This is a genomic window from Herbaspirillum sp. GW822-FHT03A08 (assembly GCF_058801885.1).
The window spans coordinates 698932-718580 of the sequence record NZ_JBXANR010000002.1 but is presented as its reverse complement, the minus strand read 5'-3'; the positions used below and the strand labels follow the sequence as shown (position 1 = coordinate 718580).

Genomic DNA, 19649 nt, shown 5'->3' with positions numbered 1-19649 from the left:
CGACAGCAGCTGTCGCGTCGACATGTTTTGTTTGGTTGCGATAGATGCTGTGCAGCCGGCCCGTGCTATCCGCTCACGGCCAGCTCCGGAATACCCAGCCCCGGCTCGGGCGTCAGCGCCGACGCCAGCAGCATGCGCGTGTAGGGATGCTGCGCATCGGCGAAAATTTTCTCGCGCGTTTCCAGTTCCACGATGCTGCCCTTGTGCATGACGGCGACGCGATCGACCAGATGCTCGACCACGCCGAGGTCATGGCTGATGAAGAGATACGTAAGGCCGAACTCGGCTTTGAGATCGAGCAGCAGATTCAGGATCTGCGCCTGCACCGACACATCGAGCGCCGAGGTCGGCTCGTCGCAGATCAGAATGTCGGGCTGCAGGATCAGCGCGCGCGCAATCGCCACACGCTGGCGCTGACCGCCGGACAGCTGATTCGGATATTGACCGTAGGTGCGTTCCGGCATGCCGACCAGATCGAGGATCCTGCGCACCGATTTCTGCTGCTCGGCGGCGCTGCCGATACGATGCAGCTTGAGCGGCAGGCCGACGATGTCGGCAACCGTCTTGCGCGGGTTGAGCGAGGAATACGGATCCTGAAAGATGGGCTGGATGTGGCGCGCATTGTCCTTGCGCAGCGTCGGATCGACTTCCTGTCCGTTGATCAGGACATTGCCGGCGGTCGGCTCCAGCAAACCCAGCAGCATCTTGGCCAGCGTGCTCTTGCCACAGCCGGATTCGCCGACCAGGCCCAGCGTCTCGCCGCGATACAGACGCAGCGATACATCGTTGACGGCCCTGATCTCGCCGGGCGCCTTGAACATGCCGCGCTTGAGCGCGTACACCTTGCTCAGTGCGCAGAGTTCCAGCGCAATATCCGCACTGGTGCCGACCGGCGTTTCGGCTTGTACGAAGTCTGTCATATTCATGCGGCCACCTCGCTCAATTGTGTCGCATCTGCCGCCGTGACCTTATGGCAACGTGCGTAGTGAACCTTGCCGCCGGAAGCGGTGTTGACCATGGGCGGATCCTGCTCGCAGGTAGCGTCAGCCAGCGAACAGCGGTTGCGGAACACGCAGCCGCTGACGTTACCGACCAGGCTCGGCACCACGCCGGGAATGGCTTGCAGCTTGCTGCCCGGCAGCGTCTTGCCGCGCACCGGGATGCAGTTGAGCAAGCCGCGCGTGTAGGGATGCTGAGGCGAGGCGAACAGTTGCGCGACGTCGGTGGTTTCCACCACCTGTCCGGCGTACATCACGGCGACGCGATCGGCGATGCGCGACACCACGCCGAGATCGTGGGTGATGAAAACCACGGCGGTACCGAACTCGCGCTGCAGCTCGCGGATCATGCGCAGGATCTGCGCCTGTATGGTGACATCCAGCGCCGTGGTCGGCTCATCGGCAATGATCAGGTCGGGACCGCACATCAGCGCCATGGCGATCATCACGCGCTGGCGCAGGCCGCCGGAGAGTTGATGCGGATACTGGCGCAGACGGTCTTCGGCGTTGCTGATGCCGGTGCGATGCAGCAGGTAGATGGCGCGCTCGCGGGCTTCGGCGCGGGTGACGCCGGGCTTTTCCAGCATGGCTTCGCAGAGCTGGTTGCCCAGCGTGTAAGCCGGGTTGAGCGAAGTCATCGGTTCCTGAAAAATCATCGACATGCGCTGGCCGCGCAGTTGATTCAATTTCTTGTCCGACAAGCCGATCAGTTCAACGCCGTCGAACGTCATGCGATCAGCAGTGCAGATGGCCTTGCGCGGCAGCAGTCCCATCAGCGCCAACGAGGTCATCGACTTGCCGCAACCGGATTCGCCGACCAGGCACAGCATTTCTCCGCGCTTGACCTCAAAGTCGATGCCACGCACGGCGTGCAGCATGCCGTTTTCGGTCGGCAGGTCGACGCGCAGATTTTTTACATCAAGTAAGACGCTCATCATCGTGCCCCTTTTCAGTTGCGGCCGTCAGGTGCGTTGACGTCGCGCAGACCGTCGCCGACCAGATTGATTGCCAGCACCAGGACCGCCAGCGCCACACCGGGAATCACGATGACCCAGGGCTTGAAGAACATGTAGGACTTGCCTTCCGACACCATCAAGCCCCACGACGGCGTCGGCGGCTGCACGCCGAGTCCGAGGAAGGACAGCGTTGCTTCGAGCAGAATCGCATGCGCCATCTCCAGCGTGATGACGACAATCAGCGCGCTCATGATGTTGGGCAGAATCTCGCGCACCAGAATGTAGGGCGTCGATGCGCCGATGGCTTTGGCGGCAGCGATGAATTCAGCGTCGCGCAGCTGTTGCGTCGCCGAGCGCGTGACCACGGCGAAACGGTCCCACAGCAGCAGGCCGAGCAGGATGATCACGACCTTCAGGGAACCGCCGACCAGCGATGCCATTGCGAGAGCAACCAGCACCACCGGCATCGACAATCGCGTGGTGATGATGTAACTGATCAAGGCATCGACGCGACCGCCGAAGTAGCCGGCCAGTACACCCAGCGTGGTGCCGATGACGCCGGAGATCAGCGCAGCGGCGCAGCCGATGATCAGCGAAACGCGCGCGCCATAGATCAGCCGGCTCAGATAATCGCGGCCGAGCTTGTCGGTGCCGAGTACGTGATCCCAGCTGCCGAGTGCGTTCCAGATCGGCGGAATCAGCCGCTGCGAGACATTCTGTTCGAACGGATCGTGCGGCGCCAGCAAGGGTGCGAACAATGCCGCCAGGACGATCACTGCGAGGATGGCCGCGCCCAGCACCAGCCCGCGATGGCCGAGCATGCGATTGAGCTTGCGCCGCCATAGCGGCACCGGCTTGAGACTGGCCTGAAGAATGCCGTGCCCCGGCAAGGAAGAAGTGGAAATCGTCGTCATGGCTGTTCCTCAGCGAGTGCGGATGCGCGGGTCGAGCAGCGCGTTAATGACGTCGGCCAGAAAAGTCAGGCCGATATAAAACATGGCGATGATCAGCACCACCGCCTGCACCACCGGATAGTCGTTGCGTGAGATGGCGTCCCAGGCGAGCTGGCCGAGACCCTGCATGGAATACACCGACTCGATCACCACCGAACCGCCGAGCATGAAGCCGAGCTCGACCGCGGCGAGCGCAACCACCGGAATGACGGCATTGCGCAGTGCGTGCTTGAAGATCACCTTGCCCTTGCTGAGGCCCTTGGCGCGTGCGGTGCGGATATAGTCGGAGCCGAGCACTTCCAGCATGCCGGCGCGCGTGAGGCGCATCATCGCGGGCATGGCGTAATAGCCGAGGGCGATCGCAGGCAGAACGAAATTTTCCCATCCTTCGTTGCCGGCAACCGGCAGCCAGTGCAAGGTCACGGAAAAAATCAGGATGAGGCTGAGGCCGAACCAGAAGCTGGGCATGGCCTGTCCCACCACGGCAATCACCAGCGCCACGCGATCGAGCCAGGTGTCGCGATAGATCGCCGCCAGAACGCCGAGCGGAATGGCGACGGCAATCGCCAGCAGCAAGGCGATGCCGCCCAGCTTCAGGGTGATCGGCAGGCGCTCGGCCACCATCTCCATGACCGGCCCCTGAAAGTAGAAGGATTTGCCGAAGTCCAGATGCACGGCATTGCCAAGCCAGTCGAAGTACTGCGACATCATCGGCCGGTCGAGACCGAACTGCACACGGATGGCTTCCACCTGCGTGGCGCTGGCTTCAGGCCCGGCAATCGCCGTGGCCAGGTCGCCCGACATATGCAGCAGTGAAAAACTGACGATGGAGACCGTCACGGCAACACACAGGGCGATACCGAAGCGACGCAAAATGTAGATCAGCATGACGACTGTCCTTCATCACTGTTGGCTGGGCGGACAGCAATTGCCGTCCGCCGTGGCGAGACTTGGCAAAACTCGGCGAAACTACTTCCAGCTCGCTTCATAGAAACGCGGCAGTTCGTCCGGATACCCCTGGAACTTCAGCTGCGAGTTATAGGCATAGAAGGTGGAGTAAGAAAACATCGGCGCCATGAAAGCCTGTTTGGAAATCGATTCCAGCGACTTCGTGTAGTTGGTCTTGCGTACAGCCGGGTCGACCGAGTTGTCGGCGGTTTCCAGCCATTGGCGCAGCTGCGGATCTTTGGTGATGTCGTCCGCGCTGCCCTTGAAGTAGACGCCGGTAAAAGCAGACGCATCGTTGATCGAGAACGAGGCCCAGGTCTGGAAGGTCAGCGGTGTTTTGCCGGCGCGGTATTCCGTCAGCAAGGCGGCGAACTTCATGTAGTGCAGACGGGCGCGGATACCGACCTTATGCAGGTCGCCGATGATGGCTTCGGCGAATTCGCGCTCGCGGTAGGCGTAGATCTCGGTGTCGAAACCGTTCGGGTAGCCTGCTGCGGCCAGCAATTCCTTGGCCTTGGCGGGATTGTAGTCATAGTTGATGACGGCCTTGGCGTCGCAGCCGAACTGTGTGCGGAAGCAAGCCGTGTAGACCGGCTGGCTGCCGCCGCGCACCAGATTGTCTGCAATGCCCTTGCGGTTGATCGCATAGTTGACGGCCTGGCGCACGCGCAGATCCTTGAACGGCGAGTTCGGTCCCGAGGTGCCGGTGGCGTCGATGGTCAGGAAACCGACGCGCATGGTTTCACCGCTTTGCACGGTGATCTTGGGCGTGGTCTTGAGCGACTCGGCCTGGTCCGCCGGCACGCGCCAGATCCAGTCGACGGCACCGGTCATCAGCTGTGCCGAACGAGTTTCCGGATCGGGGATCACGACGAACTTGATGTTGCCGATCTTCGGCTGGCCTTGCGGACTTTCCTTGAAGTAGTTCGGATTCTTGACCAGCGTCACCCCCTGCCCCGGCACCACGCTGGTGGCTTTGTAGGGACCGGTGCCGATCGGCGCCTTGCTGAATCCTTCCAGGCCGAGCTTCTTGAAATAGACGCCGGGATAAATCGGCAACGGACCGGCGAGATATTCCAGCGCGGCCGGGAAAGGACGCTTGAGATTGATGCGCACCTTGTAGTCGCCGAGTTTTTCGACGTCCTTGATCCAGTCGGTGTTCTGGCGCGTGACGGCCTTGGACTCGTTGGAGACCGCGTAGTTGAAGGTGAAGACGACGTCATCGGCGCTGAACTTGTCACCGTTCTGGAATTGCACGCCCTGGCGCAGATCCATCACGAGCGCAGTGGGCGATTCCCACTTCCAGGCAGTGGCGAGCTGCGGTTTGTACTCGCCGGTCTTGGGGTCGCGAAACACCAGCGTGTCCCAGATCAGATGGGCCAGAATGACGCCTTCACGCAGGTTGTTGTGATACTGGCTGATGTTTTCGACCTCGCTGTCGGAGGCGTACACCAGCGTGTCGTTGGCCTTGTTGGCCAGCACCGGGGCGGATACCGACAACGTCGCTGCAGCCCCCGCCAGCAGCAATGCATTGCGCAGCCACGCAGTTCCGGATTCCTTGACCACATTCTTCTTCGCGTTCATTCCCGACCTTCCATTCTGAATTGTTTGAAAAAACAACGGCATGAAACTCAGCAACAAATTGAGCAACCACTTAAGCAAGCAATTAAGCAACAGCGTGAAGTGGATACTAGGTCGATTGAGGCGCTGCAACAATTAGAGAATTCCTAAGCCTGCGTTGCCGAAATGAGAAGGCAGGGTTTTTGCTTACTTGCAGACCATGGCGGTGACCTCTCCATCGCGTTTGCAAAGGCCGACATGAAATCTCAATATCTGCAAGACACCGCGCTGCGCTATTTCCTCGAAGTGGTGCGTTGCGGCTCCATCGCTGAAGCGTCGCAGCGCCTGAATGTCGCCAGTTCGGCGATCAGCCGCCAGATCAGCAGCCTGGAAGAATTGCTCGACACAGTCCTGTTCGAGCGCCGACCGCGCGGCATGGTGCTGAGCGCGGGCGGGGAAATGCTGGCCGCGCATGCGCAGAAGGTGACGCTGGAAGCGGATCGCGTGGTGGCCGACTTGCTGGCGCTGAAAGGCTTGCGCAGCGGACGCATCCGGGTGGCGGCGTCGGAGGGATTCGGCATCGACTTCATGCCGCGGCTGATCCGCAGCTTTCAGCAAAAGTATCCGGCGATCCAGTTTCAGGTGTATGTGGGACCGCCAACCATGGTCTCGCGCCAGGTGCGCGACGGCAATGCCGACATCGGCGTGACCTTCAATCGTCTGCCCGAGCCGGACATCAAGATCGTGCATCAGCAACCGGCACCGGTGCTGCTGCTGATGCGCAACGGCCATCCGCTGAGCAAGTTCAAGAGTGTGACGCTATCGCAGCTGCGGCCTTATCCGCTGGCGCTGCCCGATCCGGACACCACGCTGCGGCAGCTGTTCGACCTGGCGTGCAGCCGCCAGCAGCTGGTGTTTGAGCCGGTCCTCACCAGTAATTACATCCAGACGCTGCACAACTATCTGCTGGAGGGCGATGCCTTGTCGATCACCGGCGAAGTGACGGTGCGCTATCGCATCGCCAAGGGCGAGTTCACGATGGTGCCGATTCGCGACCGCGCACTCGATGGACGCTACGTTGAGGTGCAGACGCTATCGGGACGCACCTTGCCGCGCATTGTGGAAATCTTTCTCGACTATCTGCTGGGCGAATTGAACAAGGACATCTGAGTTTGTTGCGAATCACAAGTACAGCTCACAAGTACCTCTCACAAATGCAGCTGCGTGGTCGACAGCACTTCCTTGATCACCATGAAGGTGCGCACCTGGCGCACGCCAGGCAGATACAACAGCTGCTCGGCATGCAGGCGGTTGAAGCTGTCGTTGTCCTTGGTGCGCACCAGCATGAAGTAGTCGAACTCGCCCGTGACGACGTGACATTCCAGACAGCCTGACACTTTCTGCACCGCCTTCTCAAAAGCGGTGAACGACTCCGGCGTGGAGCGATCCAGCACGACGCCGATCATCACCAGCGTGCCGGCATCCAGCGCGCGCGGATTGAGCAGCGCGACGATGCCCTTGATCAAGCCCAATTCCTTGAGACGCTCCACCCGGCGCAGGCAGGCCGGCGCGCTGAGATTGACCTTGGCCGCCAACGCCACGTTGGAAATCGAAGCGTCGCGTTGCAGCAGCTTGAGGATGGCGCGATCGGTGCGATCGAGGGTGTCGTTGAAGGATTCTGTTTCAACGCTCTTGCTACGCAATTTTGTTGCTTTCATATTTTATTTTTCAAAATAAAAATAAACATAAATTGTTAATTGAAGTATTACTCATCAAATAGTAGCGCAAGTTCGCAACCCTGATGCGCGCATTCATTCCTACAATGAAATCCAGCGCACACCGCTACACCACCACATGCCATCGCACATCACACCGATATCGGAGGAGCAGTCCATGCCGTCCTTGTTCGCCAGTGCCGATGCATGGACATCCCCTCACACTCCAGGAGCATCACGCATGAATCTGAAAAAATTCGCCCGCTATCCGCTGACCTTCGGCCCGACGCCGATCCAACCGCTCAAACGTCTGAGCGCACATCTCGGCGGCAAGGTCGATCTCTACATGAAGCGCGAAGACTGCAACAGCGGCCTGGCCTTCGGCGGCAACAAGACGCGCAAGCTGGAGTACCTGATCCCCGAGGCGCTGGACGGCGGCTACGACACACTGGTGTCGATCGGCGGTATCCAGTCGAATCAGACGCGCCAGGTGGCAGCAGTCGCCGCCCACCTCGGTCTGAAGTGCGTTCTGGTGCAAGAGAACTGGGTGAACTATTCCGACGCCGTATACGACCGCGTCGGCAATATCGAAATGTCGCGCATCATGGGCGCCGATGTGCGCCTGGACGTGGCCGGTTTCGATATCGGCATCCGCAAGAGCTGGGAAGATGCGATGGAGAGCGTGCGCCAGAGCGGCGGCAAGCCGTATCCGATTCCGGCCGGCTGCTCGGAACATCCGAAGGGCGGGCTGGGCTTCGTCGCCTTTGCCGAAGAGGTGCGCCAACAGGAAAAAGAACTCGGCTTCAAGTTCGATTACATCGTCACCTGTGCCGTGACCGGCAGTACGCAGGCGGGCATGGTGGTTGGTTTTGCCGCAGACGGCCGCGCCGACCGCGTGATCGGCATCGACGCTTCTGCCAAGCCGAAACAAACCTTCGACCAGATCCTGCGCATCGCCAAAAACACCGCCGGCCTGGTCGAACTGAATTACGACATTACCGAAAAGGACATTGTGCTCGACACGCGCTTCGGCGGACCTGAATACGGCTTGCCGAACGAAGGCACGCTGGAGGCGATTCGCCTGTGCGCGCGTACCGAAGGCATCCTGACCGATCCGGTGTACGAGGGCAAATCGATGCACGGTATGATCGAGAAAGTGCGTCTCGGCGAATTTCCGGAAGGCTCAAAGGTACTGTATGCGCATCTCGGCGGTGCACCGGCGCTCAATGCGTACAGCTTCATTTTCCGCAACGGCTGACCGCTACGGCTTTGCCGCTGTCATACGCAGTACGTGTCGTCCGTCAGGAATCCTCCTGATGGACGACGTTCATTCAAGCCTGATTATCCGCACCCGCGTACCTGGAGACCTGCCATGAATTCGCTAATCAGCCCTGCCATCGCCTTGATGCAGCAGCTGGAAACGCTGCTCCGGGATCCCGCACTGGGGCCACGCGTCGCCCAACAGGTAGCCGCCGCCATGGAAGCCGCCGTCAATGCTCAGCGTGACGGTGCATCATGCCGGCCGGATGCCGAGGCCTACGCCAGACTGTGGATTCCCGCGTGGGACGTCGATAGCGCCAGGCAAGAGGCGCTGATTTCTCTGGCGTCGATATAGGACGTATCTCTTAGGGCACGATTCACGGCTCTTTCCACTGTCCGTCAGCTTTGTTTGCTAATATTTACATGTTGTCCGTTCACGGGGCCGAAATGGGGAGCCAGGAACGGACAGATGTGGGGAACGCATGGCCAAAACCGGCTGCTGCAATGCGTGCGAGGGGATCTCCATGCGCATTCAATGCCTGGCACATGCCGCTCCGCCGATTCAATCAAGCGACGACAAGAAAGAACAATAGTGATGAAAACGATTCGCCCGTTGCTGGCCGTTGTGATGCTGCTTACAGTCTTGGCCGGCTGCGCGTCAGGTCCGACACAGACCGATCTGGATACCGCCATGCCGGCCCTCAAGCCGGGTTATGGCCGCATTTATTTCCTGCGCTCGTCGGCGTTCTTCGGCTCTCCTGTCCAGCCGGAAATCCTGCTCAACAACCAGGTCGTGGGCAGATCGCGAGCACGCGGCTTCTTCTTCGTTGACCGGCCGGCCGGCGCGTACCAGGCCAAGACTTCGACTTCCGTCGCAACAGCCCTGGATTTCAGCCTTTATTCCGGCGAAGTGAAGTATGTGCGTACCGAAGTGAACATTGCCCTGATGGGCATCATGCCCGGGAGCGTGTCCTTCACCTTGATGGACGAGTCCGTAGCCGAGCCGGAATTGCGCAAGCTGAGCTATACCGGCAGAGCGGTCAAGCCTGAGGCTAAATAAGCGCGGAGAAGATTGCTCGCTCGCGCACGCGTCGAATGGTACGAATGCAGTAGCGATAAACTAATAAAAAAGCCGGCTCTCGCCGGCTTTTTTATTTACTGATAATCCAGAAGCTTGTGCCCCTGAAAGAAAACGTCATCCCCAAATCCAACGACATCGGAAACTGCGGAGCAAAAGAAAAAGGCCCACCAAACGGTGAGCCTTTTTCTTTGAAACTTGGTGCTGGCTGCAGGACTTGAACCCGCCACCCCCTGATTACAAGTCAGGTGCTCTACCAGATGAGCTAAGCCAGCAAAACTGAGAACGAGATTATAGCCTATTTAATTCTGGTTAGTACAGGCCTTCCACCTTTTTTTGGTGGCTCTGGCTCATTATCGTGGTTTTCTTCACTGCTGGACTCGACTTTTTCCGATGCGGGAACGGATGCAAGGCCCAAAGTCGGGGTTGACACTGCTTCCGGTTCATCATCGACGTGTTCGCCGACGGCGAGTACGGCGGGTGCTTCGAACGCCATGCCCTGTCCGTTTTCACGGGCGTAAATAGCGATGACGTTTTCGACCGGGACCGAGATGTCGCGCGAGACACCGCCAAAGCGCGCGCTGAAGCCGATGACGTCGTTGTCCATCTTGAGACCGCTGGTGGCTTCAAAGCTGATGTTGAGGACGATCTCGCCGTTCTTGACGAATTGCATGGGCACGCGCGTCCGCGCATCCACCACCACCGCGATGTGCGGCGTATAGCCGTTGTCTGTGCACCATTCGTAGATGGCGCGCAGTAGATAAGGTTTGGTAGATACTTCTGGCATGACAAAAACCGATCCGGAAAACAGACTGCTGCCGATTAAAGCGGCAATCCTGAAAGCTGCAATCATAAATGCGTTCGCCGATTGTCCTATTGAAATGGATCAACCGGCGAGACAGGATAATACAAAATGCAGCGCGAAGCTTAACGACGCATGACCTTTTCGGAAGGTGTCAGTGCTTCGATGTAGGCAGGACGCGAGAAAATACGCTCAGCGTATTTCATCAGCGGCGCTGCTGTCTTCGACAGCTCGATGCCGTAGTGGTCGAGACGCCAGAGCAACGGCGCCAGGGCGACATCGAGCATGGAGAACTCGTCGCCGAGCATGTACTTGTTTTTCAGGAACAGCGGCGCCAGCGTAGTCAGGCGATCGCGGATTTCTGCGCGGGCCTTTTCGTGGGATTTCTCCGCTGCCTTGGTCTTTTCGTTTTCCAGGGTGTGCACGTGGATGAACAATTCCTTTTCGAAATTGAACAGCATGAGGCGTGCACGCGCGCGCATCAGCGGATCTGCCGGCATCAGCTGCGGATGCGGGAAGCGTTCGTCGATGTATTCGTTGATGATGTTGGATTCGTACAGAACCAGATCGCGCTCGACCAGGATAGGCACCTGACCGTACGGATTCATGACCGAAATATCTTCTGGCTTGTTGAACAGGTCAACGTCGCGGATTTCAAAGTCCATGCCCTTTTCGAACAGAACGAGGCGGCAACGTTGCGAGAATGGGCAGGTTGTGCCCGAGTAGAGAACCATCATTTTTGTAGTGCCTTAGAAACAAAGGGGTGAGACGCTGTACGTCTCACCCCGATACGTACGTCCGCAGACTGCGCGGACACAATAAACTTACTTCACTGCTTACTTAACTTCTTTCCAGAAGGAAGCGTTCAGACGCCATGCCAACACAAGGAAGCAACCCAAGAACAGTAAAACCCAGACGCCGAGGCGCTTACGCGTATTTTGCGCGGGTTCACCCATCCATTGCAAGTATCCGACCAAATCAGCTACCGCATTGTCGTATTCGACAGCAGTCATCTTGCCTGGTTTCAACTGTTCGAAGCCCACAAACTTGTGAATGGTCTTACCTTCTTCGTGCGGATCTTTCTCTTCTGCATACTTCGGCGCGCGAATACCTTGCAATTCCCACAACACGTGCGGCATGCCGACATTAGGGAAAACCATGTTATTCCAGCCGGTTGGACGGCTGTCGTCCTTGTAATAGGTGCGCAGATAGGTGTAAATCCAGTCCGGACCGCTGCCGGCTTCAGACGCTTTGGCGCGGGCGATCACGGACAAATCCGGTGGAACCGCGCCAAACCATGCCTTGGCATCTTGCGGCAGCATGGTGTTTTTCATCAGATCGCCGACTTTTTCGCCGGTGAACAGCAGATTGTTTTTGATTTGATCTTCCGACAGGCCAATATCGCGCAAGCGGTTGTAACGCATGGATGATGCCGCGTGGCAATTCAAACAATAGTTGACGAACAGCTTGGCGCCATTTTGCAGGGCCGATACGTCAGTGGTACGGTCCGGTGCTGCATCCAGCGGATATCCGCCTTCGTTGGCGTAAGCCAGCGCAGGCAGCAGCACGAGAGTCGAGATCAGTCTTTTCAGCAATGTCATTTTTATCCTCTTGGCTGGCTTAGTGCGGATGATAAGTAACGCGGTCAGGAACTTGCTTGAACTGTCCTGCAGCACTCCACCATGGCATCAGTAAGAAGAAACCGAAGTAAATGAAAGTACATACTTGACTCACGGTCTGGGCAATATCGCCCAGGATGATGTGGTCGCCCACACGCAGCGCACCCCAGACGCCAGGCGGCTTGACGCCGAGGTAGCCTAGCACCAGGAAGGCGATGGCGAACGCGATGTAGATGTACTTGTGCCAGCTCGGGCGATAGCGGATCGACTTCACTTTCGAATGATCCAGCCAAGGCAGACCGCCGAGGATCATGACGGACACGCCCATCAGCACCACACCGAAGAACTTGGCGTCGAAGATCGCCATGCCGGCAATGATGGCCACGCCGATGACGATCGCCGCAATCTTGAAGATGGCATTGCGATTTGACTTCACCAGCAGCAGCGCAACATAAGCGGCGATACCGGCCATCAGGTAGACCATGAAGTCCGAGGTCGTCGCACGCAGGATCGAGTAGAACGGCGTGAAGTACCAGACCGGTGCGATATGCGGCGGGGTCTTGAGCGAATCGGCCGGGATGAAGTTGTTGTACTCGAGGAAGTAGCCACCCATTTCCGGAGCGAAGAACACGACGGCGGTGAATACAATCAGGAACACGGCAACCGCCATCACGTCATGCACGGAGTAATACGGATGGAATGGCACGCCGTCCAGCGGTACGCCCTTTTCGTCCAGCTTTTCCTTGATCTCGACGCCGTCGGGATTGTTGGAGCCGACTTCGTGCAGCGCGATGATGTGCGCCACCACCAGGCCGATCAGGACCAGCGGAATCGCGATCACATGGAACGAGAAGAAGCGGTTCAGCGTCGCGTCGGAAACCACATAGTCGCCGCGAATCCACAGCGACAGGTCAGGCCCGATGAAAGGAATCGCGCCGAACAGGTTGACGATCACCTGTGCGCCCCAGTAGGACATCTGGCCCCATGGCAGCAGGTAGCCCATGAAGGCTTCGCCCATCAGGCACAGGAAGATGGCGACGCCGAACAGCCAGACCAGCTCGCGTGGTTTGCGATAGGAGCCGTACAGCAGGCCGCGCACCATGTGCAGGTAGACCACGATGAAGAATGCCGACGCGCCGGTGGAGTGCATGTAACGCACCAGCCAGCCCCAGGGGACGTCGCGCATGATGTATTCGACCGAAGCGAACGCCAGGTTGGCATCCGGCTTGTAGTGCATTACCAGGAAAATCCCGGTCACGATCTGAATGACCAGCACCAGCAGCGCCAGCGAACCGAAGGCGTACCAGAAGTTGAAATTCTTGGGAGCGTAGTACTCGGAAAGATGGGCTTTCCAAGTGGAAGTCAGAGGGAAACGGGCGTCAACCCAGTTCAATGCTTTTGCGGATACCGGTGCGTCTTTGGGCAATTGTTTTTCTTGGAATGCAGCCATGATTACGCCTCGCCTTTCTCATCTTTGCCGATGACCAGTTTCGTGTCACCTTCAAACATGTACCGTGGAACCTGGAGGTTGTCTGGGGACGGTTTGTTTTTGTAGACCCGACCCGCCAGGTCAAACGTCGAACCATGGCACGGACAGAGGAAACCGCCCTGCCAGTCGTCCGGCAGCGACGGCTGCGCGCCGGTCTGGAACTTGGAGCTAGGCGAACATCCCAGGTGCGGGCAGATACCCACGACCACCAGGACGTCCTTCTTGATCGAACGCCATTCGTTCAATGCGTATTCAGGGGTGGTGGAAAATTCAGTGCGCTTGGATTGCGGATCGGCGACCTGTGCGTCGACTTTTTTCAGCGAATCCACCATTTCCGGCGTGCGCTTGAGGATCCACACCGGCTTACCGCGCCATTCCACGGTTTTCATCTCGCCCGGCGCCAAGGTGGAAATATCCACTTCGACCGGCGCGCCGGCTGCCTTGGCGCGTTCCGATGGTTGAAAAGTTGAAACAAATGCTCCTGCTGTAGCCAGTCCAGCCACGCCACCCGCCGCGCAAGTCGCGACGAGCAAACCCCGCCGACTGGAGTCGACCTGTTTTTCGTTACTCATACCAACCCCAATTAGTGAAAATACGAAAACTCAACGGAACTTCCAGCAACCTTAGATTATAACTAACCCGAAGTGCCTTTTAAAGCGAATAACAATTCGTGAAATGCGATTAATGGAACTTTTTTAATAATTCAAGTACTTCCATGGATGTCTCAGTTTTTTGTATTGTGCAATAAATTGCCAGCAATTTACTTTTTAATCGAAGCACGATATAACCGACTGCGTCGTTTTGCAACAATTTATAGGAGAAAAAGATGGGCATGATGCAAGAATTTCGTACTTTCGCGCTCAAGGGCAACGTTGTCGACCTCGCCGTCGGTGTGATTATCGGCGGCGCCTTCGGCAAAATCGTCGAATCGCTGGTGCAGGATATCATCATGCCGGTGGTCGGAAAGATCTTTGGCGGACTGGATTTCGCCAATTATTACCTGCCGCTGAACGGCCAGGGCTCGCAATTGACGCTGATTGAGGCGAAGAAAGCCGGCGCCGTGTTTGCCTACGGCAATTTTCTGACTATTCTGATCAACTTCCTGATTCTGGCTTTCATCATTTTTCAGATGGTGCGCATGATCAACAAGGCGCGCGACCTGGCCACGCATCAAAAAGAAGAAGCGCCTGCCGCTCCTGCCGCGCCGCCGGAAGATATCGTGCTGCTGCGTGAAATTCGCGATTCGCTCAAGAAATAAGCATTTCGCATGCAAAAAGCCCGCTAAAGGCGGGCTTTTTTATTTCTGCGCCTGCGTAACGAATTGACGACAGAGTTGACGGCATCACGCCGGATTGTCGATGTCGACAAACTGATGGCGAATGCCGAAATGGTCTGCAATATGCGCCCCCAGTGCCTGCACGCCGTAGCGCTCGGTTGCGTGATGGCCCGCGGCGATATAGGCCACGCCGGTTTCACGCGCCAGATGCACGGTCTGTTCGGAGATTTCGCCGCTGATATAGACCGATGCGCCGGCCGCGATCGCATCGCCGAGAAAGCCTTGCGCGCCGCCGGTGCACCAGCCGACCTTGCCGACCGGCTGGCCGGGGTCGCCGATCAGCAAAGGTGTGCGCCCCAGACGGCGCTCAATCAGTCGCGCGAGGTCGCCCACGGTGGCGACATTGGCATCGGCCTGTACGCTGCCCAGCCAGCCCAGCTTGTCGTCGCAGAAGCGGTCTTCGCCAACCAGGCTCAGTTGCCGCGCCAACTGCGCATTGTTGCCAAGCTCGGGATGGCCATCGAGCGGCAAATGGTAAGCAAACAGATTGATGTCGTGCGTCAGGAGCGCCTTAAGACGCTTTTGCCGGGTGCCGACCACCCGCGCATCTTCGCCGCGCCAGAAATAGCCGTGGTGGACCAGGATCGCGTCCGCCTTCAATTCAATGGCCGCTTCGATCAGCGCCTGGCTCGCCGTCACGCCGCTGACGACCAGACCGATCCCGGCGCGCCCTTCCACCTGTAGCCCATTTGGGCAATAATCGCGGTATTGTGCGATATTCAGCGTTTGCGCTAAGTATTTGGCAAGTTCATCCCTATTTGCTGTGCGCAGGGTCATCTTTCATCCTCATTTTTATTTCAATATGCGACGTTTTTGGCTGTTGTTTGCACAAACCGTAACTGTCGGTTTGGCGGTTTGGTTCATTGTAGCTACCTTGAAGCCGGATTGGGCTAGCGGAACACTGAGTTCCCGCGTGCGCCCTGCCGCTTCCTCGGTCCAGATGCAGGAAGCCGCTCCCGGTGCGCCGACGCCAAACTCGTATCGCGACGCCGCGCGTCAGGCAATGCCGTCGGTGGTGAATATCTTCACCACGACCGAAGCACGCCCGCAAAAAAATCCATTCATGGATGATCCGTTCTTCAAGAAATTCTTCGGCGATCAGTTCGAGGATCAGCAGGACGACAAACAGTCCAGTCTCGGCTCCGGCGTCATCGTCAGCCCGCAAGGCTACATCCTGACCAACAACCACGTGGTGGAAGCCGCCGACGAAATCGAAGTGGCGCTGGCCGATGGCCGTAAAGCGACCGCCAAAGTGGTCGGTACCGATCCGGAAACCGACCTTGCCGTGATCAAGATCGATTTACCGAACCTGCCGGCGATTACGCTGGCGCACGTCGAGCAAGCCACCGTCGGCGACATCGTGCTGGCCATCGGCAACCCCTTCGGCGTCGGCCAGACCGTCACCATGGGCATTATCTCGGCGCTGGGCCGCAATCACCTCGGCATCAACACCTTTGAGAATTTCATTCAGACCGATGCGGCGATCAATCCGGGCAATTCCGGCGGCGCGCTGGTCGATACCAACGGCAATCTGCTGGGCATCAACACGGCGATTTATTCGCGCACCGGCGGCAACCTTGGCATCGGCTTTGCCATTCCCGTCTCGACCGCCAAGAACGTGATGGAAGCCATCATCGGCCACGGCCAGGTGGTGCGCGGCTGGATCGGCGTCGAACCGCAGGACATCACACCTGAGCTGGCGGAAAGCTTCGGCCTGACCAAGAAGACCGGCGCCATCATCGCCGGCGTGCTCAAGAACGGCCCGGCCGACAAGGCCGGCATGAAGCCGGGCGATATCCTCATCAGCGTCGAAGGCAAACCGGTCAGCGACACCACCGAAATGCTGAACCTGATCGCGCAACTGACACCTGGTGCAAAAGCCAAGATGACCGTGCTGCGCAAAGCACAGGAAACCACGCTGGAAATCGTGGTCGGCAAACGTCCGCCGCCGAAACGCGAAGAGCGCGAATAAACCGGCAAACCCACTGAACACAACGTACAGGAACAAGAAAGCAAGCGTATGCACATCCGTGATCTGACTCAATATCTCGCCGAGCTGTCGGAGAACAACAACCGCGCCTGGTTCGTCATGAACAAGCCACGCTACGACATCCTGCGCGCGGAGTTTCTGGAGCTGGTGACTAAGCTGATCGCCGACATCAGCAAGTTCGATCCGATCATCGCCAGCTGCAATCCGAAGAAGGCGCTGTTCCGCATCAACCGCGACATGCGCTTCTCGCACGACAAGAGCCCGTACAAGACGCACTTTTCGGCGTCGCTGACCGCCAGCGGCCTGAAGAAGCCTAGCTCAGGCGGCGGCCCTGCTTATTACTTCCACATCGATGCCGACGGCCAGTTGCTGATCGCCGGCGGCGAATACATGCCGCCCTCTGATCGCCTGCGCGCCATCCGCCAGACGGTCATTGCCGATGCAGCTGGTTTCAGCAAGGTGATCAAAACCAAGTCGATCAAGGACGGCTATGGCGGCTTGCAGGAGGAAGGCAAACTGACGCGTCCACCGAAAGGCTTCGACGCCGACAGCCCGCATATCGAATACGTCAAGCTGAAGAACTTCATCGTCTGGAAAGAGAGCAGCATCAAGAAAAAGATTCCGGCCGATCTCGGCAAGGAAGTGCTGACCGGCTTCAAGGATGCCTATCCGCTGGTGCATTGGCTACGCCAGATTCCCTTGGTTGTGCCTGAATGACTTCCGCCACCGCAACAACAAAAAGGCCACTGCATGCAGTGGCCTTTTTATTTGCATCGCGGTTCAGATCAACCGCCGACAGCGTCTTCCTGTTCTTCCGGCGCGCGCGTCGCTTTCTCGAAAATCGGCGCCACCAGCAGGCCGACTTCATACAACAGGCACAAAGGCACGGCCAGCATCAACTGGCTCATGATGTCCGGCGGCGTCACTACCGCAGCGATCACGAAAGCACCGACCACGACATAAGGGCGGATCTGCTTGAGTTTCGCCAGCGGCACCAGGCCCATGCGCACCAGCACGATCACGATAATCGGTACTTCGAAAGTGATGCCGAACGCCAGGAACATGGTCAGCACGAAGTCGACGTAACTGTCGATATCCGGCGCCACCGATACCGACTTCGGTGCGAAGTTATTGATGAACGGGAACACCACCCCGAACACGAAGAAGTAGCAGAACGCCACTCCCGTGATGAACAGTATCGACGACGAAATCACCAGTGGCGCAACCAGGCGTTTTTCATGCGTGTACAGACCCGGCGCGACGAATGCCCACATCTGGTACAGCACCCACGGCAAGGCGATGATGAAGGCCATCAGCATGGTGACCTTGACCGGAATCAGGAACGGCGTAATGACGCCGGTCGCAATCATCTTGCTGCCGACCGGCAGCGCATGGATCATCGGCGCGGCGAGCAGATCGAAAATATGCGCGGCCCACGGCATCATGCACAGGAAGATGATGAGCACGGCAGCCGAGGACTTCACCACGCGGCTGCGCAATTCGATCAGATGCGAGATGAAGGTATCTTCGCTACCTGACGTTTTCTGTTCTTCGGCCATGGAATTACTGCAGGAGTGGGATGGAAAACACGGAAAACGCGTCCATCGGGATTAGAAGAAACCGGCAGATTTGCCGGCGCCGATCGGACGATATTTGGCTACGCGCGCAGCGGCGGAAATCACGCGGGTGCGGCGGCCGCTTTGATTCTTGTACCACGCCGGCACGGCCGAGGTACGTGACAGCTTTTTCTTGCGAAAATTCTTGGCCTTGATGGTCAGCGCTTCCGGGCTGGGCGTCGAGCTCCAGCTGGTGCTACTGCCCGAGTTGCTGTCATTCCAGGCATCGTTGATGGAGTTCTCGGCATCGGCGACGCTCTTGGAAATACTGCTGTGGACGTCGCTGGCAGCTTCTTCCACATCCTTCTGCATCTTGCGCAACTCCTCCAACTCGATTTCGCGGCTGACCTCGGTCTTGACCTCGTTGATGTAACGCTGCGCGCGGCCGAACAGTGAACCCGCCATGCGCGCGACCTTGGGCAGACGCTCAGGGCCGATCACGACCAGCGCGACGACGCCGATTAAAGCCAGCTTGGAAAGACCAATATCAATCATTGCGAGGGTAAGTAGCTGAAATGAGCGAAAGTGAGTGCCACGGACCTGGAAACGAAAGCGCAGCAAACACCATGCAACGCCGGGGCATCAGGAACAACGATAGCCCGCGCAGCCGGTAAGGCAGACGCGGGCGTCGACGGAATGGTTAGCTGCCGGATTTTTCTTTGTCTTTGGCTTGCACGTCGATGGTGGTCTGATCCTTGGCGACAGGCTTCTCTTCTTCGCCCTTGACGCCGTCCTTGAAGCCCTTGACGGCCTTGCCGAGGTCGGAACCCATGTTGCCCAGCTTCTTCGTGCCGAAAACGACCATAACGATAACCAGAACGATCAACCAATGCCAGATACTGAACGAACCCATTTTTCTCTCCTAAGCGGACACGCGTGTCCTGTATTCAAATAAATCTTTGTTGCAATATTCTTGCCAGGCATGCCGACGATCGGTTATCGGCTTATCCCTGCAGCACGGACTTGGTTCGCCACGGATGCGCGCCGCCGATCACATGCATATGCAGATGGTACACCTCTTGGCCGCCGTCCGGGCCTGTATTGAAAAGCGTCTTGAAACCGCCGGTCTTGTCGCCGCTCGCATCAAGCTGGTAACCGCATCCCTGTTCCTGCGCCAGTTTTGGCGCAAGCAAGGCCATTTTACCCAATAGCGCAGCATGTTTCTCCCCGCAATCGGCCAGGGTGGCGACGTGCTCTTTGGGAATGATCAGGAAGTGCACCGGCGCGGCCGGGTTGATGTCGTGGAAAGCGATGACGTCGTCGTCTTCATAAATCATCTTCGACGGAATCTGCTTGGCGGCGATCTTGCAGAAAATACAGTTGTCCAAA

General features: G+C 58.1%; 23 protein-coding genes and 1 tRNA gene. 7 read left to right on the top strand and 17 right to left on the bottom strand.

The window, feature by feature from the left end; all coding sequences use genetic code 11:
• Positions 1 to 65: 65 nt before the first annotated feature.
• The 5 genes from AC1RN6_RS08410 to AC1RN6_RS08390 all read right to left on the bottom strand — a co-directional run bounded on the left by AC1RN6_RS08410 (position 66) and on the right by AC1RN6_RS08390 (position 5439).
• Positions 66 to 926, bottom strand: a complete 861-nt coding sequence (locus AC1RN6_RS08410) for an ATP-binding cassette domain-containing protein (protein WP_493004508.1) — start codon at positions 924 to 926, stop codon at positions 66 to 68.
• Positions 923 to 1933 (bottom strand): ABC transporter ATP-binding protein, encoded by a 1011-nt coding sequence (locus tag AC1RN6_RS08405; RefSeq protein ID WP_493004753.1) that lies wholly within the window; start codon positions 1931 to 1933, stop codon positions 923 to 925. The genes AC1RN6_RS08410 and AC1RN6_RS08405 overlap by 4 nt, the downstream gene beginning before the upstream one ends.
• A gap of 14 nt (positions 1934 to 1947) precedes the next feature.
• Positions 1948 to 2868 carry an ABC transporter permease gene (locus AC1RN6_RS08400; RefSeq protein ID WP_493004506.1) on the bottom strand — a complete coding sequence of 307 codons (921 nt, stop codon included), beginning with the start codon at positions 2866 to 2868 and terminating at the stop codon, positions 1948 to 1950.
• A gap of 9 nt (positions 2869 to 2877) precedes the next feature.
• Positions 2878 to 3795 (bottom strand): ABC transporter permease, encoded by a 918-nt coding sequence (locus AC1RN6_RS08395; RefSeq protein WP_493004505.1) that lies wholly within the window; start codon positions 3793 to 3795, stop codon positions 2878 to 2880.
• Between the two features lie 81 nt (positions 3796 to 3876).
• Entirely contained in the window at positions 3877 to 5439 is a 1563-nt protein-coding gene (locus AC1RN6_RS08390) for an ABC transporter substrate-binding protein (RefSeq protein ID WP_493004504.1), read from the bottom strand.
• A gap of 234 nt (positions 5440 to 5673) precedes the next feature.
• Between AC1RN6_RS08390 and AC1RN6_RS08385 the strand changes: the two genes are divergently transcribed.
• Entirely contained in the window at positions 5674 to 6585 is a 912-nt protein-coding gene (locus AC1RN6_RS08385) for a LysR family transcriptional regulator (RefSeq protein ID WP_050476634.1), read from the top strand.
• Positions 6586 to 6623: 38 nt separating this feature from the next.
• Here the strand turns inward: AC1RN6_RS08385 and AC1RN6_RS08380 are convergent, their stop codons facing one another.
• A complete protein-coding gene (locus tag AC1RN6_RS08380; protein ID WP_094562561.1) occupies positions 6624 to 7133 on the bottom strand; it encodes an Lrp/AsnC family transcriptional regulator in 510 nt (169 codons plus the stop codon).
• Positions 7134 to 7371: 238 nt separating this feature from the next.
• Between AC1RN6_RS08380 and AC1RN6_RS08375 the strand changes: the two genes are divergently transcribed.
• The 3 genes from AC1RN6_RS08375 to AC1RN6_RS08365 all read left to right on the top strand — a co-directional run bounded on the left by AC1RN6_RS08375 (position 7372) and on the right by AC1RN6_RS08365 (position 9450).
• Positions 7372 to 8388, top strand: a complete 1017-nt coding sequence (locus AC1RN6_RS08375) for a 1-aminocyclopropane-1-carboxylate deaminase (RefSeq protein WP_493004503.1) — start codon at positions 7372 to 7374, stop codon at positions 8386 to 8388.
• Positions 8389 to 8502: 114 nt separating this feature from the next.
• Positions 8503 to 8745 (top strand): hypothetical protein, encoded by a 243-nt coding sequence (locus AC1RN6_RS08370; RefSeq protein WP_493004501.1) that lies wholly within the window; start codon positions 8503 to 8505, stop codon positions 8743 to 8745.
• A 240-nt stretch (positions 8746 to 8985) separates the two neighbouring features.
• Positions 8986 to 9450 (top strand): DUF2846 domain-containing protein, encoded by a 465-nt coding sequence (locus AC1RN6_RS08365; RefSeq protein ID WP_493004499.1) that lies wholly within the window; start codon positions 8986 to 8988, stop codon positions 9448 to 9450.
• 217 nt (positions 9451 to 9667) lie between these two features.
• Here AC1RN6_RS08365 and AC1RN6_RS08360 read toward each other — a convergent pair.
• The 6 genes from AC1RN6_RS08360 to petA all read right to left on the bottom strand — a co-directional run bounded on the left by AC1RN6_RS08360 (position 9668) and on the right by petA (position 13950).
• A tRNA-Thr gene (locus tag AC1RN6_RS08360) sits at positions 9668 to 9743 on the bottom strand.
• A 23-nt stretch (positions 9744 to 9766) separates the two neighbouring features.
• Positions 9767 to 10255, bottom strand: coding sequence for a ClpXP protease specificity-enhancing factor (locus tag AC1RN6_RS08355; RefSeq protein WP_493004752.1), 489 nt, complete (start codon positions 10253 to 10255; stop codon positions 9767 to 9769).
• A 140-nt stretch (positions 10256 to 10395) separates the two neighbouring features.
• Positions 10396 to 11007 carry a glutathione S-transferase N-terminal domain-containing protein gene (locus tag AC1RN6_RS08350; RefSeq protein WP_408170699.1) on the bottom strand — a complete coding sequence of 204 codons (612 nt, stop codon included), beginning with the start codon at positions 11005 to 11007 and terminating at the stop codon, positions 10396 to 10398.
• Between the two features lie 99 nt (positions 11008 to 11106).
• Positions 11107 to 11871 (bottom strand): cytochrome c1, encoded by a 765-nt coding sequence (locus AC1RN6_RS08345; protein WP_493004750.1) that lies wholly within the window; start codon positions 11869 to 11871, stop codon positions 11107 to 11109.
• A 19-nt stretch (positions 11872 to 11890) separates the two neighbouring features.
• Entirely contained in the window at positions 11891 to 13339 is a 1449-nt protein-coding gene (locus AC1RN6_RS08340) for a cytochrome b (protein WP_493004497.1), read from the bottom strand.
• 2 nt (positions 13340 to 13341) lie between these two features.
• A complete protein-coding gene (gene petA / locus AC1RN6_RS08335) occupies positions 13342 to 13950 on the bottom strand; it encodes a ubiquinol-cytochrome c reductase iron-sulfur subunit (protein ID WP_050476483.1) in 609 nt (202 codons plus the stop codon).
• Between the two features lie 254 nt (positions 13951 to 14204).
• Between petA and mscL the strand changes: the two genes are divergently transcribed.
• Entirely contained in the window at positions 14205 to 14636 is a 432-nt protein-coding gene (gene mscL / locus AC1RN6_RS08330) for a large conductance mechanosensitive channel protein MscL (RefSeq protein ID WP_493004495.1), read from the top strand.
• An 84-nt stretch (positions 14637 to 14720) separates the two neighbouring features.
• Here the strand turns inward: mscL and AC1RN6_RS08325 are convergent, their stop codons facing one another.
• Positions 14721 to 15491: a Nif3-like dinuclear metal center hexameric protein gene (locus AC1RN6_RS08325; RefSeq protein ID WP_493004493.1), complete on the bottom strand. Its 771-nt coding sequence runs from the start codon at positions 15489 to 15491 to the stop codon at positions 14721 to 14723.
• A 25-nt stretch (positions 15492 to 15516) separates the two neighbouring features.
• On the opposite strand from AC1RN6_RS08325, the gene AC1RN6_RS08320 reads away from it, so the two are divergent.
• The gene (locus AC1RN6_RS08320) at positions 15517 to 16686 is read left to right on the top strand and encodes a Do family serine endopeptidase (RefSeq protein ID WP_493004491.1); all 1170 of its coding nucleotides are present in this window, start codon (positions 15517 to 15519) and stop codon (positions 16684 to 16686) included.
• A gap of 48 nt (positions 16687 to 16734) precedes the next feature.
• The gene (locus AC1RN6_RS08315) at positions 16735 to 17421 is read left to right on the top strand and encodes a DUF2461 domain-containing protein (protein WP_493004490.1); all 687 of its coding nucleotides are present in this window, start codon (positions 16735 to 16737) and stop codon (positions 17419 to 17421) included.
• A 68-nt stretch (positions 17422 to 17489) separates the two neighbouring features.
• On the opposite strand, the gene tatC is transcribed toward AC1RN6_RS08315, so the two are convergent.
• The 4 genes from tatC to AC1RN6_RS08295 all read right to left on the bottom strand — a co-directional run bounded on the left by tatC (position 17490) and on the right by AC1RN6_RS08295 (position 19648).
• Complete coding sequence (gene tatC, locus AC1RN6_RS08310; protein WP_493004488.1) at positions 17490 to 18263, bottom strand: twin-arginine translocase subunit TatC; 774 nt, start codon at positions 18261 to 18263, stop codon at positions 17490 to 17492.
• Positions 18264 to 18314: 51 nt separating this feature from the next.
• The gene (tatB, locus tag AC1RN6_RS08305) at positions 18315 to 18815 is read right to left on the bottom strand and encodes a Sec-independent protein translocase protein TatB (RefSeq protein WP_493004486.1); all 501 of its coding nucleotides are present in this window, start codon (positions 18813 to 18815) and stop codon (positions 18315 to 18317) included.
• Between the two features lie 145 nt (positions 18816 to 18960).
• Positions 18961 to 19173, bottom strand: coding sequence for a Sec-independent protein translocase subunit TatA (gene tatA / locus AC1RN6_RS08300; protein WP_007879646.1), 213 nt, complete (start codon positions 19171 to 19173; stop codon positions 18961 to 18963).
• Positions 19174 to 19264: 91 nt separating this feature from the next.
• On the bottom strand, positions 19265 to 19648 hold the full coding sequence (locus AC1RN6_RS08295; protein WP_493004484.1) for a histidine triad nucleotide-binding protein: 384 nt from the start codon (positions 19646 to 19648) through the stop codon (positions 19265 to 19267).
• Position 19649 lies beyond the last annotated feature (1 nt).

Bases quoted from the DNA above. Each gene is read 5' to 3' on its own strand.
- AC1RN6_RS08350 (WP_408170699.1), bottom strand. From the start codon at position 11,007: ATGATGGTTCTCTACTCGGGCACAACCTGCCCATTCTCGCAACGTTGC.
- AC1RN6_RS08325 (WP_493004493.1), bottom strand. From the start codon at position 15,491: ATGACCCTGCGCACAGCAAATAGGGATGAACTTGCCAAATACTTAGCG.
- AC1RN6_RS08370 (WP_493004501.1), top strand. From the start codon at position 8,503: ATGAATTCGCTAATCAGCCCTGCCATCGCCTTGATGCAGCAGCTGGAA.
- AC1RN6_RS08410 (WP_493004508.1), bottom strand. From the start codon at position 926: ATGAATATGACAGACTTCGTACAAGCCGAAACGCCGGTCGGCACCAGT.
- petA (WP_050476483.1), bottom strand. From the start codon at position 13,950: ATGAGTAACGAAAAACAGGTCGACTCCAGTCGGCGGGGTTTGCTCGTC.
- AC1RN6_RS08340 (WP_493004497.1), bottom strand. From the start codon at position 13,339: ATGGCTGCATTCCAAGAAAAACAATTGCCCAAAGACGCACCGGTATCC.
- tatB (WP_493004486.1), bottom strand. From the start codon at position 18,815: ATGATTGATATTGGTCTTTCCAAGCTGGCTTTAATCGGCGTCGTCGCG.
- AC1RN6_RS08345 (WP_493004750.1), bottom strand. From the start codon at position 11,871: ATGACATTGCTGAAAAGACTGATCTCGACTCTCGTGCTGCTGCCTGCG.
- AC1RN6_RS08355 (WP_493004752.1), bottom strand. From the start codon at position 10,255: ATGCCAGAAGTATCTACCAAACCTTATCTACTGCGCGCCATCTACGAA.
- AC1RN6_RS08390 (WP_493004504.1), bottom strand. From the start codon at position 5,439: ATGAACGCGAAGAAGAATGTGGTCAAGGAATCCGGAACTGCGTGGCTG.
- tatC (WP_493004488.1), bottom strand. From the start codon at position 18,263: ATGGCCGAAGAACAGAAAACGTCAGGTAGCGAAGATACCTTCATCTCG.
- AC1RN6_RS08400 (WP_493004506.1), bottom strand. From the start codon at position 2,868: ATGACGACGATTTCCACTTCTTCCTTGCCGGGGCACGGCATTCTTCAG.
- mscL (WP_493004495.1), top strand. From the start codon at position 14,205: ATGGGCATGATGCAAGAATTTCGTACTTTCGCGCTCAAGGGCAACGTT.
- AC1RN6_RS08385 (WP_050476634.1), top strand. From the start codon at position 5,674: ATGAAATCTCAATATCTGCAAGACACCGCGCTGCGCTATTTCCTCGAA.
- AC1RN6_RS08315 (WP_493004490.1), top strand. From the start codon at position 16,735: ATGCACATCCGTGATCTGACTCAATATCTCGCCGAGCTGTCGGAGAAC.
- AC1RN6_RS08320 (WP_493004491.1), top strand. From the start codon at position 15,517: ATGCGACGTTTTTGGCTGTTGTTTGCACAAACCGTAACTGTCGGTTTG.
- tatA (WP_007879646.1), bottom strand. From the start codon at position 19,173: ATGGGTTCGTTCAGTATCTGGCATTGGTTGATCGTTCTGGTTATCGTT.
- AC1RN6_RS08365 (WP_493004499.1), top strand. From the start codon at position 8,986: ATGAAAACGATTCGCCCGTTGCTGGCCGTTGTGATGCTGCTTACAGTC.
- AC1RN6_RS08380 (WP_094562561.1), bottom strand. From the start codon at position 7,133: ATGAAAGCAACAAAATTGCGTAGCAAGAGCGTTGAAACAGAATCCTTC.
- AC1RN6_RS08405 (WP_493004753.1), bottom strand. From the start codon at position 1,933: ATGAGCGTCTTACTTGATGTAAAAAATCTGCGCGTCGACCTGCCGACC.
- AC1RN6_RS08375 (WP_493004503.1), top strand. From the start codon at position 7,372: ATGAATCTGAAAAAATTCGCCCGCTATCCGCTGACCTTCGGCCCGACG.
- AC1RN6_RS08395 (WP_493004505.1), bottom strand. From the start codon at position 3,795: ATGCTGATCTACATTTTGCGTCGCTTCGGTATCGCCCTGTGTGTTGCC.